The 16,557-nt window shown below is 45.4% G+C and carries 18 protein-coding genes; 6 read left to right on the forward strand and 12 right to left on the reverse strand.

The features are described 5' to 3' along the window. Positions 1-29 precede the first annotated feature (29 nt). From rlmM to AAEU32_RS01375, 4 genes are read right to left on the reverse strand one after another with little or no spacing between them, the layout of a single operon-like run. Positions 30-1,115 carry a 23S rRNA (cytidine(2498)-2'-O)-methyltransferase RlmM gene (gene rlmM / locus AAEU32_RS01360; RefSeq protein WP_421968744.1) on the reverse strand — a complete coding sequence of 362 codons (1,086 nt, stop codon included), beginning with the start codon at positions 1,113-1,115 and terminating at the stop codon, positions 30-32. A 9-nt stretch (positions 1,116-1,124) separates the two neighbouring features. Then, complete coding sequence (locus tag AAEU32_RS01365) at positions 1,125-1,490, reverse strand: DUF423 domain-containing protein (RefSeq protein ID WP_421968745.1); 366 nt, start codon at positions 1,488-1,490, stop codon at positions 1,125-1,127. Beyond that, positions 1,487-2,110: an alpha/beta family hydrolase gene (locus tag AAEU32_RS01370; RefSeq protein WP_421968746.1), complete on the reverse strand. Its 624-nt coding sequence runs from the start codon at positions 2,108-2,110 to the stop codon at positions 1,487-1,489. Before AAEU32_RS01370 ends, AAEU32_RS01365 begins: the two co-directional genes overlap by 4 nt. Then, complete coding sequence (locus tag AAEU32_RS01375; RefSeq protein ID WP_421968747.1) at positions 2,111-3,010, reverse strand: transcriptional regulator GcvA; 900 nt, start codon at positions 3,008-3,010, stop codon at positions 2,111-2,113. A 245-nt stretch (positions 3,011-3,255) separates the two neighbouring features. Here AAEU32_RS01375 and AAEU32_RS01380 point away from each other — a divergent pair, with 245 nt between their 5' ends. Continuing rightward, the gene (locus AAEU32_RS01380) at positions 3,256-4,146 is read left to right on the forward strand and encodes a hypothetical protein (RefSeq protein ID WP_421968748.1); all 891 of its coding nucleotides are present in this window, start codon (positions 3,256-3,258) and stop codon (positions 4,144-4,146) included. A gap of 6 nt (positions 4,147-4,152) precedes the next feature. On the opposite strand, the gene kdsA is transcribed toward AAEU32_RS01380, so the two are convergent. The 8 genes from kdsA to hemA all read right to left on the reverse strand — a co-directional run bounded on the left by kdsA (position 4,153) and on the right by hemA (position 12,351). Beyond that, positions 4,153-5,007 (reverse strand): 3-deoxy-8-phosphooctulonate synthase, encoded by an 855-nt coding sequence (kdsA, locus tag AAEU32_RS01385; protein ID WP_421968749.1) that lies wholly within the window; start codon positions 5,005-5,007, stop codon positions 4,153-4,155. A 10-nt stretch (positions 5,008-5,017) separates the two neighbouring features. After that, complete coding sequence (locus AAEU32_RS01390) at positions 5,018-6,271, reverse strand: DUF819 family protein (RefSeq protein WP_421968750.1); 1,254 nt, start codon at positions 6,269-6,271, stop codon at positions 5,018-5,020. Between the two features lie 17 nt (positions 6,272-6,288). Continuing rightward, positions 6,289-7,086: a tetratricopeptide repeat protein gene (locus AAEU32_RS01395; protein ID WP_421968751.1), complete on the reverse strand. Its 798-nt coding sequence runs from the start codon at positions 7,084-7,086 to the stop codon at positions 6,289-6,291. A gap of 83 nt (positions 7,087-7,169) precedes the next feature. Beyond that, the gene (locus AAEU32_RS01400) at positions 7,170-7,541 is read right to left on the reverse strand and encodes a SirB2 family protein (protein WP_421968752.1); all 372 of its coding nucleotides are present in this window, start codon (positions 7,539-7,541) and stop codon (positions 7,170-7,172) included. Positions 7,542-7,550: 9 nt separating this feature from the next. Next, a complete protein-coding gene (locus tag AAEU32_RS01405; protein ID WP_421968753.1) occupies positions 7,551-9,101 on the reverse strand; it encodes a DUF3369 domain-containing protein in 1,551 nt (516 codons plus the stop codon). A 50-nt stretch (positions 9,102-9,151) separates the two neighbouring features. Further along, a complete protein-coding gene (gene prmC, locus AAEU32_RS01410; RefSeq protein WP_421968754.1) occupies positions 9,152-9,991 on the reverse strand; it encodes a peptide chain release factor N(5)-glutamine methyltransferase in 840 nt (279 codons plus the stop codon). Between the two features lie 10 nt (positions 9,992-10,001). Next, positions 10,002-11,087 (reverse strand): peptide chain release factor 1, encoded by a 1,086-nt coding sequence (prfA, locus tag AAEU32_RS01415; RefSeq protein ID WP_421968755.1) that lies wholly within the window; start codon positions 11,085-11,087, stop codon positions 10,002-10,004. A 7-nt stretch (positions 11,088-11,094) separates the two neighbouring features. Then, positions 11,095-12,351, reverse strand: a complete 1,257-nt coding sequence (hemA, locus tag AAEU32_RS01420) for a glutamyl-tRNA reductase (protein ID WP_421968756.1) — start codon at positions 12,349-12,351, stop codon at positions 11,095-11,097. Positions 12,352-12,566: 215 nt separating this feature from the next. On the opposite strand from hemA, the gene lolB reads away from it, so the two are divergent. The 5 genes from lolB to pth all read left to right on the forward strand — a co-directional run bounded on the left by lolB (position 12,567) and on the right by pth (position 16,542). Beyond that, the gene (gene lolB / locus AAEU32_RS01425) at positions 12,567-13,151 is read left to right on the forward strand and encodes a lipoprotein insertase outer membrane protein LolB (RefSeq protein WP_421968757.1); all 585 of its coding nucleotides are present in this window, start codon (positions 12,567-12,569) and stop codon (positions 13,149-13,151) included. Next, positions 13,148-14,002, forward strand: coding sequence for a 4-(cytidine 5'-diphospho)-2-C-methyl-D-erythritol kinase (gene ispE, locus AAEU32_RS01430; RefSeq protein ID WP_421969041.1), 855 nt, complete (start codon positions 13,148-13,150; stop codon positions 14,000-14,002). Before lolB ends, ispE begins: the two co-directional genes overlap by 4 nt. A 133-nt stretch (positions 14,003-14,135) precedes the next feature. Beyond that, positions 14,136-15,083, forward strand: a complete 948-nt coding sequence (locus AAEU32_RS01435; RefSeq protein ID WP_421968758.1) for a ribose-phosphate pyrophosphokinase — start codon at positions 14,136-14,138, stop codon at positions 15,081-15,083. A 231-nt stretch (positions 15,084-15,314) separates the two neighbouring features. Then, the gene (locus AAEU32_RS01440) at positions 15,315-15,938 is read left to right on the forward strand and encodes a 50S ribosomal protein L25/general stress protein Ctc (RefSeq protein ID WP_421968759.1); all 624 of its coding nucleotides are present in this window, start codon (positions 15,315-15,317) and stop codon (positions 15,936-15,938) included. Positions 15,939-15,957: 19 nt separating this feature from the next. Continuing rightward, the gene (gene pth / locus AAEU32_RS01445; protein ID WP_421968760.1) at positions 15,958-16,542 is read left to right on the forward strand and encodes an aminoacyl-tRNA hydrolase; all 585 of its coding nucleotides are present in this window, start codon (positions 15,958-15,960) and stop codon (positions 16,540-16,542) included. The last annotated feature ends 15 nt before the right edge of the window (positions 16,543-16,557 follow it).

Genomic DNA, 16,557 nt, shown 5'->3' on the forward strand with positions numbered 1-16,557 from the left:
TATTACACCAAACAATTGCTTGGTATTAATTAACTGTAGACGTTTTGTGGAACTCTCAGCACCTGAATATGGACAGTGACTTCTTCTCTGTCATGATATAAGTGCTTGGCCTGCAAATTGTATTTCACGCCATACTCATGAAGTTCATCGCGAATACGCTGTAAGTTTTCATAGACGCAATCAAAGCGTTTCTTCATTGGTAATTTAAGGTTAAATATCAATTCCTTGGCGAAACCATTGACGGCCCAGTCAATCATTAGTTCAGTAACACGACTTGGTTTTTCAACCATGTCACACACTAACCAATTAATGTTACGACGCTCAGGACGGAATTTAAAACCATCTTCACGATAATGTTTTACCTGCCCGCTTTCCATTAAAGCATCGTCCATAGGACCGTTATCGATTGCTTGAACAAACATACCGCGACGCACCAGCTGATATGTCCAACCGCCTGGGCAAGCCCCTAGGTCAACGGCTTTCATACCTGAGGCGACACGATCTTCACGTTCATCTTCTGGCACGAATACCATAAAGGCTTCGTCTAACTTCAATGTCGAACGGCTCGGAGCATCTTTAGGAAAACGTAAGCGTGGGATACCCATAAATAGCGCTGAGTTATTAAAGCTAAACGAGTAACCAATATACGCGGTATCATTGGCGATAAACAACACGTGTAGCGTTGGGCGATTTTTAACCTGTTGGCGCAGAAGGGTTTCTTGACCTTCTAAAGCTTTAGCTAATGGGTTACTGATCTTTTTACAGAACTTCGATAACTCTTTGCCTTCGTTGGTGTCTGGCGTCTCTACACGTAACTCACCGCACAGAGGGAAATCCTTTGCTGCTTCGCAGATACTGCCAACGCGGTCATCAATTGGCATCTTTGACACTTGTGTGCCAACAAACCATTGACGTGCAAACACCATGTCCTTGAATGGGATCTTTTTAATTAAAAACTCAGCATCATCATGGCTATAGCAATGGTAAGCAACCAACGCAGAATTAGGCTTGGTTTTCACATAACCACCAACACCTAAGTTAGCAGCATGATGAGTAATTTCTGCAGCGGCGTCGTTTTCGAAACCAGCGCGACAATAAATAACGATACAGGACATGGTAATGACTTATTTCATTTGTAAAAGTTTAACGATCATCGCCGCCCAAGCGACAATAAAGCACAAGCCGCCAATGGGAGTAATGGGCCCGAACCACTTAATACCTGTGAGGGCAAGGGCGTACAAGCTACCACTGAATAATAGAATACCGGCGATCATAAAGTAGCCACTGAGATTAAATTGCATTCCTAACTTTGCAAGAATGCCAATTAAAATAAGGCCAAGCGCATGATACATTTGATATTCTACCCCTGTTTGAAAGACTCCAAGGGCATACTCACTGAGGCGATTTTTTAAGCCGTGAGCGGCAAAGGCGCCGAGTATAACACTCAGACCGGCGAAAATCGCGCCAAACAGCAAAAATATCTGACTCATAACTGCTCCTCAATAAACGCCACGGCAATATCTGCTGCCTGTTGCCAGTTCTGTGCTTGGGTATAGCCACTTTTTTTGCGTGGCACTAGCGAATGATCGCCATCATTTATCCAATGAATAACTGCTGGCCGGGTATCAGCAAGCGTACTTAGTTCATCTTGCTTTCCGAAGGTGTCACGCTGTCCTTGAATGACACAAAATGGCACCGTGATATCGGCAAAATGATCAACTCTCAATGTGTCTTTTTTACCTGGGGGGTGAAACGGATAGCCAAACGCAATGACACCACGCACCGACTCAAGCCCAGTCGCCTTGGCCACCAGCATGCTTGCCATGCGCCCGCCCATAGATTTGCCACCTATGAATAGCGGTAACGCTTTCTCGGTTTGGGCAATAACCTCCTCAAAGTGCGCTAACAACTTATCTGCACGATCTGGAGGGCGGCGTTTATTCTCGGCCTTTGCCTTTTGCATGTAGGGAAAATCGAATAAGGCGACGGAAACACCTTGCTTCGCAATAAGTTTTGCCACTTCTTGCATAAACTCACTGTCCATCCCCGCCCCTGCGCCATGGGCAAAAACAAATTGCGCTACAGGTTTGTCTGCATGAAACCACTGCATCTATAACTGCTCCTGTTCTTTTTCAACCAAACCTAGCATCCACTCTTTAAAAGATACGATTTTCCCGAGCTCTGATTGCGCTTCTCTAAATACCAAGTAGTACGCATTTTTACTCTCTAACGAATGATTAAAAGGTACAATTAAGCGCCCCGCGTCAATCTCAGGCTTTGCTAGCACCAAGTTCCCAAGCGCCACCCCCTGACCGTGCGCTGCTGCCTGCATCGCCATAGATGAGTGCGAGAAGATTGGCCCTTGATTAACTTGCACATTTCTCACCCCTGCTGTTTTCATCCACACCTTCCAAGGTCTGCGGGTACTATCGTGCAGCAAAGTGTGATTCTTTAAATCAGTTGGCTCATTTAATGGCTTGGGCCCTGTTAACAGCATAGGGCTGCAAAGAGGCACTAGGTATTCAGTATGCAGTTTATGAGTTTCCACACCACTCCAGTGCCCTCGACCGTAGTAAATGGCTACATCTACATCATCTTGGAGTGAGTTTTCATCTTGGTCTTGTGCTTTAATTCGCACATCGATATCAGGGTGCTGCTCGTGAAAAAGGCTCAAGCGCGGTACTAACCACTGAATAGCAAAACTTGGAGTTAAACTCACAGTTAGAGAGCCTTTGGCGCCACGCGCAAGTAACCTGTCTGTCGCATCCACAAGCTGAGAAAATATTTCCTTGATATCCAGAAAGTAACCCTGACCTTCTTCAGTAAGCAGTAAAGAACGGTTTTTCCTCAGAAAGAGTTTGAGCCCCAAGTGCTCTTCAAGTGATTTTATTTGATGACTTACAGCGGCCTGCGTGACGTACAGCTCTTCAGCGGCTTTGGTAAAACTTAAATGTCTCGCCGCGGCTTCAAACGCCTTGAGCGAGTTTAGAGGTGGAAGTCTGCGCGCCATAACTCATCGATTAGTTTTTTTAATTTGAATTGATTATATACAAAGCGCTTTTACAAACCAATGACCTTCATATTCTGGAACATGGTGCATGTACCTCTGGCGATAAATATTTGGGTAGCAACACGCACCAATAAATTTATCTTTAGGAAAAATTCATTATTCCAATTACAGGAAGTTCCACGATAACATCAACATAATGTTCGTCTATATTTATAAACCCTAACGCTTTGACCTACAGTGTAATAATGAAGTGTGTTTCTAGTGTGTTTTTACTCTTTTTCAGCTGCGCCATACATAGCGCAAGCATCACATGGCTGCGCACAGACGCACCACCGTTTAGCATGCCTAAAAATGACTCGCAGCAAGGTGTGTGCGATCTGGTATTAACTGAAATTATTCGCCACGCGCCGCACATTAACCATCAGGTGTTGACCATTCCTCAAGCTCGCACTGATCACTATTTAGCCCAAGGTGATAATGTGTGTGTGCCTTGCCTTATTAAAAGGCCAGACACCCCTTTGATAAAGTATTCCGTTGCTACCAGTGTGTATCCTGATCAAGTCGTCATATCAACGGTACAAAAGAAAGTACAAATAACAGCAAAGCACGAAGAGCCAATAAATCTGCAATCTCTGTTGCTCGATGACCAGCTCAGATACGGACAAAGCCTTGGTAGAAAATACAGTGAATCCATTCAAAACTTGATGAACAATATTCAAAGTAGAGAAGATGTTACGGCCAGTCATCGCTCTAGTGATCAAGCTAATGTACTTGGCGATATGTTAGTCGCTAACCGTATTGACTATGGGATTGATTATCCTTTTATCGCCCAGTACTACAACAACAAGCATGACCAAGCTTTGTTGGCTACCACCAAAATCCATAACACAAACAGCCAACCGATACTCGGTGCGGTGGGATGTGCACAAAAAGCGCCCGATAACTTTGCAGCTTCAAGTATTGAACTGATTAACCGCGTGCTTGCCAAAGACATTTTGCCGAGCGAGCGTTACAAACAACATCAAAAGCAATGGCTTGGACATTACTTCGACGATTTTGAGGGGCTGTATGACGAGCATGTCCTAATAAAAAAGCCAGTAACAGGGACTGGCTTTTCGGATAATCAGGATAAGTGATGTGAGTTACACATCGCTTGCGCTTGTGTCTAACGGCGCAAAACTCTTAACTAATTCATCAATCGCTTTCATCTGCGACAAATAGCCTTCCAACTTCGCCAAAGGCAATGCACACGGACCATCACATTTTGCTTCATTTGGATTCGGGTGCGCTTCAATGAACAAACCGGCGATGCCCAACGCCATTCCGCTTCGAGCAAGTTCAGCTGCTTGAGCGCGACGCCCATCAGCGCTGTCGCTCCGTCCACCCGGACGCTGCAATGCATGAGTCGCATCAAAAATAACTGGCGCCATGGTTTTCATGTCATCCATACCAAGCATATCAACCACAAGGTTGTTGTAACCAAAGCTTGTTCCTCGCTCGCACAATGCAACTTGCTCGTTGCCCGCTTCTGCGAACTTTTTGATGATATGACGCATTTCATGGGGAGCTAAAAACTGCGGCTTTTTCACATTGATAACATTACCTGTTTTCGCCATTGCCATTACCAAATCAGTTTGGCGAGCAAGAAACGCTGGTAATTGAATTACATCCACTACTTGTGCAACTGGCGCGGCTTGATAAGGTTCATGTACATCGGTGATCAAAGGCACATTGAAGGTGTTTTTGATTTCCTCAAAAATCTTTAAGCCTTCTTCCATACCTGGACCGCGATATGAGTTAATTGATGAGCGATTCGCCTTATCAAACGACGCTTTAAAGACATAAGGAATATTGAGCTTGCTCGTCACTTCAACGTAATGCTCAGCAATGCGCATGGCCAAATCACGGGATTCAAGCACGTTCATACCGCCAAAAAGTACAAATGGCTTGTCATTTGCCAGTTCTATGGCGCCAATATTGATTTGTTTAATCGTCATTTTCTATTCCTTAAGGAGCAACTGACTGCATGATAAGACCACAAATATAGGCCATGTACGTGCCAACGCCATAACCTAGTACCGCTAGCAAAACACCTACCGGTGCAAGCGATGGATGAAATGCTGATGCCACCACGGGCGCTGACGCCGCACCGCCGACATTCGCTTGTGAGCCAACCGCCATATAAAACAATGGCGCTTTAATCACTTTTGCGACTATCAACATGAGCGCTGCGTGAGTAAGCATCCACACAGCACCGATGAAGAAGTACCATGGGGTGTCAAAAATGGCTGTGATGTTCATGTGCAAACCAATTGACGCCACTAAAATATACAAGAAACTCGATGCCACTTTTGACGCACCAAATGCTTCAATATGGCGAACACGAGTAAAAGACAGGCTAATACCAATGGTGGTTGAAATCACAATAAGCCAGAAAAACTTGCTGTTTAGGCTGTATTCTTGTGCCCAAGCGAACTGATTGAAGTATGGCGCAAGAATATCCCCACAGAAGTGCGCAAAGCCGGTGATACCAAAGGCGATTGCAATGATGGTCATGTAATCGTTCAAGGTTGGCATACGCGCATGCTCTGCATGATACGCTTCGACACGCTTTTTAAGGTCTTCAATGGCTGATGTATCGGCCCCTGTGCGTGCATCAATGGCTTTATGATTACCTGCCATAAATAGTAACACCGCCATCCATAGGTTCGCGACAATCACATCCACTGTCACCATGGCTGAGAATATGTCACCGCCTACTTCGAACATTTCTTTCATTGATGCTTGGTTAGCGCCGCCACCAATCCAACTACCGGCAATCGTGGTCATACCGCGCCACACCGCATCAGGACCATGACCGCCGACAATCTCAGGGTTAATTGCACTGGTTACTAAAATAGCTAATGGACCACCGATAACGATGCCCACGGTCCCGGTCAGGAACATTATCAACGCTTTTGGGCCAAGGTTAAGTATCGCCTTTAAATCGATACTAATGGTGAGCAAGATTAAACACGCTGGTAGCAAGTAACGCGAGGCCACGTGGTAAACAGCATCGGCACTTTTTCCGTCAACAATACCAAAGGTATTGAGCAATGAAGGTACAAAGTAGCAAAGCAGCAAGGCGGGTACGTATTTGTAGAACGTACGCCAGAAATGCGTTTGGCTGTGCGCCGTTTTAAAAATCAGCCCGAGGATGATGGCAAGTAGGCCCATCGTCACTGCAGGGTTGGTGATCAAACCCTCATGAGGTTGAGTCATAAAAAGTCCTTCCTAACTTAGTGAAGTGTATTGTTGTTATTTTCTAGTTCGTCGATTTGATGACGCACAATGTCAATACCAGGATCATCAGGGCACTCGTCTACGAAAAAGCGCAAATCTTCTTTGGCAAGCTCGGGGCGATTAATCTGATTAAGCAAATACCCACGATCGCGCCTTTCATATGGGTCGTCACCACTGATTTCAAGTAATAACTCAGCACACGCAAAGGCACTACCGAAGCGCTCAGCTGCAATAAATGCCCACTTTTGATGCGCTAAATACAACTTGTATATTTCTTCATCAACCAAAAGTTCATGCCCTTGCTCGGGTTCATCATTCTCAGGTTGAAGGTGCCATAACTGCTGCCCCGACGTAGGCTCAATGAGGTAATGCTCTTGCGCACTAAAGTTCACTTGCACCATTACAGCATGATCGACCAACACCATATCAGCGTCAAAACCAAGATCTGCGAGGATACCGTGCAACACAATCCCGAGTGCCAAACTGTTACCAGTGCGATACAAGAGCGTGAAATACACACTGTTGAGCCTAAACTCGGGTACGTCTTGCTGTGAACCACTAAAGCCCCACTGGCCGTAGAAACAGTCTAAGATAGCATTCAAAGATTGATGCTTATCGTCAAAGCGTTGATTGATCACCACAGCTTCATGTAGCAAGCTTTCATATAGTGATGTGGCCTGCTGAATGTCGGCCTGAGCTTGCCAATGAGCCTGTGCGCCAATACAACGTTTGACAGCACTGACTGTGTAGGTGTGCTCTAAATCAAATTGGTCATCTAGCCAAACATCGGACATAGATAGATACATCTCGCGCGCAATAAAATGGCGTCTATTCTACCTAGGATCAGACAAAGTTACCAATTATGACAAAAAGACACTCAGAAAAAGGCGGCTTTACTCGCAGCAAGGTGGCCGATTGCCAGTAAAATGAAGGTGTTCACGCCAAGCCACAGCCATTTTTGCTGCTGTGAATCAGCTTTAAGTAGCTTAAACCCAACAACAATGTAGCCCACTACAAGAATTATTTTTTGCCACAACCAAGGGACGGTGAGTGGATTCATACTGGCCATTACGAGTAAGCCAACGGCACTGACAAGTAACAGCGTGTCAACGATGTGACTGATGATAAACACGCCTTTGTTAGCGGCAATTTTACCACTACCTAAACGAGAAAATGCGCGGGTGTAAAACAGCACTACACTCAATACCACAAACAACACATGAGTGTGCTTCAATGCCATGTAATCCATAGTTTTCCTTTAATCTGGTAGGCTAGACACAATGTCTTCCAACTTTTGTAATTTACTTTCGAATATCTCAACCAATTTAGGGTCAAATTGAATACCACTCAAGCGCTTAATTTCTGCAACAACATCATCTTTGTCCCACGGCTCTTTGTAACAGCGGCGATGGCGCAGCGCATCATACACATCAGCTAATGCTACGATGCGGCCAAACACATGAATATCTTCACCTTTTTTACCTTCAGGGTATCCACTACCATCCCACCATTCATGGTGCTCTTTGGCGATAATTGCTCCGGCTTCAACCAGTGGACGTTGTGAGTTGGCAAGTATTTTAAAGCCGCGCATAGAATGGCTTTTCATAACTTCCCATTCTTTGTCGTCTAACTTCCCTGGTTTGTTCAAAATATTATCGGGAATTCCTACTTTACCCACATCGTGCAATGGCGACGCATCACGAACAAGTTCAGCATCGTGTTCACTCAAACCGTATCCTTTGGCCAACTCAAAGCATATATGCGACACGCGACGCACGTGGTTTCCCGTTTCGTTGCTACGTTGCTCGAGTGCTTCACTCAAGCGCCATACTAATTCTTGCTGGGTGCTTTCTATTTCTCTTTGCAGCTGCACATTTTCGAAAGCAATTTGCACGTTTTGAGTAAAAATTTCGATCAGGTGCCGTTGCGTAGGACTCAAATCTTTAGGCACGCCCGACATAAAGAGCATCGCGCTGTTGTTGCACTTGCTGCGGCAATGCGCAAATAGGTAATTCTCTTTGTAGATAATACCCTGCTCATTCAACGCTTGAGAGCAGGCTTGATACTGCTCATCGCTTAGCACATCTTTGAGCGGTTTCCCTTCACACTGCTCAAAGTCACCACGCCCAGCAAACACTATCAGCTCATCATTTACTGTATTGCTTTGCGTTGGCGTGCTGGCAACAAGTGTTGTTGCGTACACTGCTTGCTCTACAGAGCCAAGCAAGGAGCTCAGTTGTTGTATTACCCCCTGAATAAAGCTCTCTAGTGAATGCACTGAAAAAATATCCCGTGACGCGGTGATAATTTTCTCTAAACCTTGGCGAGATTGTTCAATTGATAGAATGTCACGATAAGAACGTAAGCTAGCCATGACTACAGTGAACAGTTTTTGTGCTGTAAGTTCGGTCTTAGATTTGTAGTCGTTGATGTCGTAATTGATGATCACTTGACGCTCTGGCGCTTGGCCGGGTTGTCCTGTACGCAAGATAATGCGCACGTGCTGATTGTTCGCTTCAGTACGAATAAATTCAGCTACCTGTAAGCCTGCGTCGTCTGTCTCCATCACTACATCGAGCAGCACAATCGCTGCATCTTCGTGCAGTTGTATTAAGCGTTTAGCCTCTTCTCCTGAATAGGCACTAATGAATTCAAGTTTTCTATTTTGAAACTCAAAGTCACTCAACGCTAATTTAGTTACAGCATGAACTTCGGGCTCATCATCAACAATAAGTACTTTCCAACTGCCAGAGATCTGTTGCTCCACCTCTTGCACTTCTTCATTGCTGAATAGAAAGTCTTCGGACATTTCAGTTCCTTTTAAAAATCAACAACCAAGGTCACATACTAAGCATAGGCTTAAGATGCTAATTCGGCCAAAGTTATGCGCTCATTACCGCCTAAGTCCTTGACGGTTTGCGCTTTGATGTAACCATATTTCGCGAATAACTCACGCACCGCACTGCCTTGATCATACCCATGTTCGAATATCAGCACGCCATGTGTGCTCAAATAAGCTCTGGCATGAACGATAATGTGTTCAATATCACCAAGCCCCTTGTTAGGCGCAACCAACGCGCTCAGAGGCTCGTAACGAACATCTCCTTGGGACAAATGTGGATCGGTTTCATCTATATACGGAGGGTTAGTTACTATTAGCTCATATTTAACATTATCCAACGCACTAAACCAATCACTTTGGCAAATGCGTACATTGTTTAGCATGAGATTTTTTTGATTTTTTAGCGCCAACTCCACCGCACTGGCACTGGCATCAACAGCATCAATTTGCCACTTCGAACGCTCAGATGCTAACGCCAACGCAATCGCACCTGTGCCGGTTCCCAAGTCCAAAACTCGGGCGTTTTCTGGTAAAGATAAGCTCAGAGCATGCTCAACAAGCGTTTCTGTGTCTGGGCGCGGGATCAAGGTGCTGTCATTGACAAAAAAGGGCAACGACCAAAATTCTCTAACACCGGTAAGATGAGCAACAGGGTGCCCTTTTGAGCGCTTGGCTATGAGTTGGGAAAATTGTTCGTCTTGCTGCTCGCTTAGAGGCTGATCGCCCCAAGCGAATAAGTAACTTCGAGGTTTTTGCAGTACATGCAGAAGTAACACTTCAGCATCCAGTTTTGGAGATTCACTGGATGCTGATAATGTCACTGTGGCTGACTTCAATGCCGCTTCGATAGTGGGCATTGCCGTCAACTTACTCGTCACCCATCGCAGCCAGTAGATCGGCCTGATGTTCAAGTAATAACGGGTCAATAACCGCACCTAGTTCGCCGGCTACAATCTCATTAAGGCGGTACAAGGTCAGATTGATACGGTGGTCGGTAATACGCCCTTGCGGGTAGTTGTATGTACGAATGCGCTCTGAGCGATCACCACTACCTACTAGGTTGCGACGTTGGCTCGCTTCTTCCGCTTGGCGCTTTTCAGTTTCGGCCTGCTCTAAGCGTGCAGCAAGCACCGACATCGCCTTTGCGCGGTTTTTATGTTGTGAACGCTCATCCTGACACTCAACCACAACACCCGTTGGTAAGTGAGTGATACGAATTGCAGAGTCCGTTTTGTTAACGTGCTGACCACCTGCACCTGATGCACGGAAAGTATCTACTTTGATATCAGCAGGGTTGATTTCGATGGCTTCAGCCTCAGGAATTTCAGGCATCACAGCTACAGTACACGCTGAGGTGTGGACACGGCCTTGTGATTCGGTTTCTGGCACACGTTGAACGCGGTGCGCGCCCGATTCAAACTTAAGTTTACCGTACACACCATCACCTTTGATGTTGGCAATGACTTCTTTATATCCACCGTGTTCGCCTTCATTGGCGCTGACGATTTCAACTTGCCACTTCTGTGATTCTGCATAGCGGCTGTACATACGGAATAGATCGCCTGCGAAAATAGCGGCTTCATCACCACCTGTACCAGCACGCACTTCCAAGAACACGTTGTTATTGTCTTTTGGATCTTTTGGCAGCATCAGCACTTGCAATTCATCTTCTAATGTAACAATTTGCGCTTTTGCTTCTTTGTACTCTTCTTGCGCCATTTCACGCATGTCAGGGTCTGTGTCTTTGAGCATTTCTTCTGCTGTTGCTACGTCATCTTGCGCCTGCTGATAAGCAGTAAAGGTTTTCGCAACCTGTTCAAGCTCAGAGTATTCTTTTGACAACGCCCGAAATCGGTCCTGATTGCCAATCACTTCTGGTGAGCTAAGCAACGCTTGAACTTCTTCATAGCGCTCTACTAAGGACTCTAACTTACGGTATACAGACTCTTTCATCTATTTGTTATTCCTGATTAATGCCTAACATCTTCTTCATTTGTGCAAGTTGACCAACTTCGCCTTTCTCAGCGGCATCTTTAATGGCCTTAGTTGGCGCGTGCATTAGACGGTTGGTTAACTTATTGGCGAGTTCAACCATCACTTTCTCGGGCTCTTTACCACTGGCAAGTTGACTCATTGCTCGTTCAAGAAGTTGTTCTTTGGTTTGCGCTACCTCATTGCGGTAGTCACGGATAATATCGACTGAATCAAGCGACTTGAGCCAGTTTGAAAATTCATCTACTTTTTGGCTGATTATGCCCTGTGCTTCTTTAGCAGCTTCTTCGCGCGTCGCCATGTTTTCGTTAACTATGGCTTGCAAGTCATCCACTGAGTACAAATACGCATTATCAAGCTCAGCGACTTGGCTTTCGATATCACGCGGTACAGCGATATCAATAAACAGCATGGGCTTATTTTTACGTGTGCGCAGCGCCTGCTCAACAACCCCTTTACCGATAATTGGCAAAGTACTGGCAGTTGAACTGATAACGATATCTGCATTGGCAAGCTGCTCTGGCAACTGCGCTAAAGAGATAACCCCGGCGGCGAATTCATCGGCCAAGTTACGCGCCCGATCGATTGTTCTATTTGCCACCGTCATTGATTTTGGTGAGTGTTGATGAATATGCCTAGCAACTAGCTCAATGGTTTCACCAGCACCTATCAATAACACGCTGGTACTGTGCAACTGGCCATAGATATGACGCGCTAAGTTCACAGCTGCATAGGCCACAGATACTGCACTGGCACCTATATTCGTTTCAGTGCGCACTTGTTTTGCAACAGAGAAAGTGCGTTGGAATAAACGCTCAAACAACACCCCTACGCCACCGTTTTTCTTCGCGCTGGCATAAGCTTGTTTGATTTGCCCAAGAATCTGGGGCTCACCCAACACCAGCGAGTCAAGACCACAGGCCACTTTCATAAGGTGATAAATGGCTTTATCGTCAGCATAACTGTAGGTGTTAGTGCTAAGCTCATCGATATTGAGCTCATGAAACTGAGCTAACCACTGCAATACTTGCTCTGGTGTGCCACTATCTAGGGAGCAATAGATCTCTGTGCGGTTGCAGGTAGAAACAATAACCGACTCAGCAAATTCATCATGCATCGTCAATTGTTGCAATGCGCTGTCTAATTGCTCAGCCGAAAACGCAACCTTCTCCCGTAAATCTACGGAGGCCGTTTTGTGATTAATACCCAGTGCGACTATGGTCATGGTGACTACTATTGCTTAACAACCAAATTTATTAAATACTACCAACGCTCACATTAGCGCATTCAAAACCATCAGTACCAAAGGATTTTTCCGATTGATGCTTACGATAAAAATGGCGCTAATTGCTCATCGCTTGCAATTAACATTGGTTAATACCTGCTACAAGCGAATAATTTTACGAAAATCAAGCCGATAAGGAAAGGCAGGAAAGACATTTGATTAACTTTCGATTGATTTTGCTGGTGTTTTTTTTGTTTATCACTGGCTGCGCACAACAAATCCAAAAAACAACGCCGCCCGATAACAACTGGCGAGAGCGTCTGCAACGTGTCGAACAATTCTCTGCCCAAGGTAAAATGGCATTTATTTCTGCAAAAAAACGCCAATCAGCAAATTTCGTATGGCAGCAGCAAAACGATGACTACGGGCTAGATTTAAATACCTTTATTGGAACTAATGTGTTGCGTCTAAATAAACACGCGACAACGGTCGATATAGAAGTAGATGGCGAGTATTACCAAGGTGACGACCCGCAACGATTGGTCTATCAATTAACAGGCTGGCTGCTGCCGTTGTCACAACCTGAGCGCTGGCTGCTAGCGACAATGACTGAAAACGCACAATTGGACGAATTAGGCCGAGTGATATCAAGTTCTTGGACAAGCCCTGATAATCGTCAGTGGCAAATCCAGTACCGCGACTACCAAGCCCAATTCGGAGTGTGGCTACCCAAAAGCATCACGTTGGTGCAGGACAATCTCAAGATAAAACTATTAATCAATCAATGGCAGGTGCAATGAACTGCGACACCTTAAGCTTATTGGCCCCGGCTAAGCTAAATCTCTTCTTACATATCACCGGTCGCCGTGATGACGGTTACCATGAACTAGAAACACTATTCACATTTTTAGATTACGGCGACACGCTGCACTTTACACTGCGTGATGATGCCCAAATCACTTTGGCCCAAATGGATGGCATCGCCAAAGAAGATAATCTCATTTATCGTGCCGCTATTAAATTGAAAGAACGTTACCAAGAGCTAGGTTTAACGACATCAGGCGTCAATATTAGCATAGACAAGTGTCTGCCGATGGGAGGTGGCGTAGGTGGAGGCTCATCTGATGCAGCCACTACTTTATTAGCACTTAACACACTTTGGGGGCAACACTTAACAGCTGATGAGCTGGCTAAGCTTGGCGTAAGTTTAGGGGCCGACGTGCCTATATTCGTACACGGCCATAGTGCCCTAGCCCGAGGTATTGGCGAGCAATTAACGCCGGTTGAGGTGCCTGAATGTTGGTACGTTGTCGTTCATCCTCAAGTACATATAAGTACAGCAAAGGTATTCACTCATCCCGAATTAAAACGCGATAGTGAAAAACTTCCGCCGAAGTGGCAACAAGCTCAACATCGCAATGACTGTGAACCGCTAGTGAAAAAGCTATACAGCGAGGTTGAAAAAACACTGCAGTGGTTGTTAAAATACGCACCGTCGAGAATGACTGGCACTGGTGCATGTTGTTTTGCTGCGTTCGATAACGAACAAGCCGCACAAGATGTTCTAGAAAAGCTGCCAAGTAAATGGCAAGGCTTTGTTGCCAAGAGCCTAAACAAGTCACCTACTCATACAGGACTTGATTTAGTCTAAATAGAAGTAAAGTGTTTAAGTTAGCCTGTAATAACACATACACGCTGTAGTAATACACTTATCGTGCATTGCGTCAGCTTATGTGCTTCACTTACATGTTAGTCCAAAATTTCAGTGCCCGAGGACCCCTACCGTGCCAGACATGAAGCTCTTCGCTGGTAATGCAACACCTGAACTTGCTCAAAAAGTTGCAAAGCGTTTATATATCGAACTAGGCGATGCCGTGGTTGGTCGTTTTAGCGACGGTGAAATCAGTGTATCTATTAATGAGAACGTCCGTGGATCGGACGTTTTTATTATGCAGTCTACCTGTGCTCCGACAAACGACAACCTAATGGAATTAATCGTGATGGTTGATGCCCTTCGCCGTGCATCAGCAGGTCGTATTACAGCCGTTATCCCATACTTCGGCTACGCCCGCCAAGACCGTCGTGTTCGTTCAGCTCGTGTACCAATCACAGCAAAGGTTGTTGCAGACTTCCTTTCAAGCGTAGGTGTTGACCGCGTATTGACTGTTGACCTACACGCAGAACAAATCCAAGGTTTCTTCGATGTGCCAGTAGATAATGTATTTGGTAGCCCAGTACTTATCGAAGATATGAAGCAACGTGACTTTGAAGACGTTGTTGTTGTGTCTCCAGACATCGGTGGTGTTGTGCGCGCTCGCGCAATTGCCAAACTACTTGATGACAAAGACCTTGCGATTATCGACAAACGTCGTCCACAAGCGAACGTATCGCAAGTAATGCACATCATTGGTGACGTGAAAGGTCGCGACTGCATCATCGTAGATGACATGATTGATACCGGTGGCACGCTTTGCAAAGCAGCTGAAGCGCTTAAAGAACATGGTGCTAAGCGTGTATTCGCCTATGCGACACACCCTGTATTGTCAGGCAAAGCAGCAGAGAACCTACGCAACTCTGTAATCGACGAAGTAATTGTTACTGACTCAATTCCATTGTCTGATGAGCTAAAAGCGCTAGATAACATCAAAGTGTTGACCCTTGCTGACATGATGGCTGAAACAATTCGCCGCATCAGCAACGAAGAGTCAATCTCTGCGATGTTTGAGCACTAAGCGAACAGTGAATTGATAAACAATTCATAGATGTGCGGTTGACTAAGCCAACCGACAAACAAAAACACCACAATTGTGGTGTTTTTTTGTATCTTATGTTTCTTTTGCCTAGGGGCGGTGGTACTATAGCGCGCCTTTTTTGATTGGTGGGCGTTCATCGTCGGTCAATCGGCTAAGACTTTTGGTCGCGAAGGTCTTAAAACTTTAAACTAAAATTAATTGGAGACATTCATGTCTAACATTACTTACACATTTGATGCAGAATTACGTGCTGAGCTAGGTACTGGTGCGAGCCGCCGCCTACGTCGTGCAGACAAAGTTCCTGCAATCCTTTACGGTGCGGACAAAGACGCTGTATCACTTACACTTGATCACAACAAGATCATCCAAGCGCAAGAGCACGAAGGTTTCTACACTCACATCCTTACTCTTAACATTGGTGGTGAGTCAGTTGAAGCTATCCTTAAAGACGTTCAACGTCACCCGTACAAGCCTAAGATCACTCACTTAGACTTCCAACGTGTTGATGCTAACTCTAAGATCCACACTAACATCCCTGTTCACTTCATCAACGAAGAAGCAGTAGCGAAGAAAGGCGCGACAGTTATCCACCAACTAACTGAAATCGAAATCACGTGTCTTCCTAAAGCGCTTCCAGAGTTCATCGAAGTTGACGTTGCTTCACTAAGCGTTGGCGACACACTTCACCTATCTGACGTTAAGCTTCCAGCTGGTGTTACTTCAGTTGAGCTTGCTAAAGGTGCAGACCACGACCAAGCAGTTGTAACTGTTGCTGCTCCTAAAGGCGCTGCTGCTGACGATTCAGAAGAAGCAGCTGAAAGCGACGCAGAATAAGATTTAAGGTGTTAGCACCTTGAATACTATTCAAATGCTTGTGGGCCTGGCTAATCCAGGCCCCGAATACAAAGATACTCGCCATAATGCAGGTGCGTGGTTTATCGAAGAACTCGCCGCACGTTACAACTGCACACTCAAGCCTGATAGCAAACACCATGGATTAACCGGTAAGGTGATCATCGGTGGCTCTGAATTTAAACTCCTTATTCCCACGACCTACATGAACCTCAGCGGTAAAGCTGTGGCGAGTTTAGCGAATTTTTACAAAATCCCTGTTGAGAATATTTTGGTCGCCCATGATGAAATGGACTTAGACCCGGGAATTGCTAAATTGAAAAAGGGTGGCGGCCACGGCGGCCATAATGGTTTAAAAGACATTATTGCTAAAATGGCTAACAATAAAGAGTTCATGCGCTTACGTATAGGTATTGGCCACCCAGGGCACAAAGATAAAGTGACTGGATGGGTACTGGGCAAAGCCCCTGCTGTTGATCAACAAAAGATTGATGCCGCAGTAGACGAGGCGGTGCGCTGTATGGACATTTTGGCGAAAGATGGTGTGCTCAAAGCACAAAACAGACTCCATTCATTTAAGCCTTAGGCTTAAAGATTAAAT

The organism is Pseudoalteromonas maris (assembly GCF_049257235.1).
In the GTDB taxonomy this organism is placed as follows: domain Bacteria; phylum Pseudomonadota; class Gammaproteobacteria; order Enterobacterales; family Alteromonadaceae; genus Pseudoalteromonas.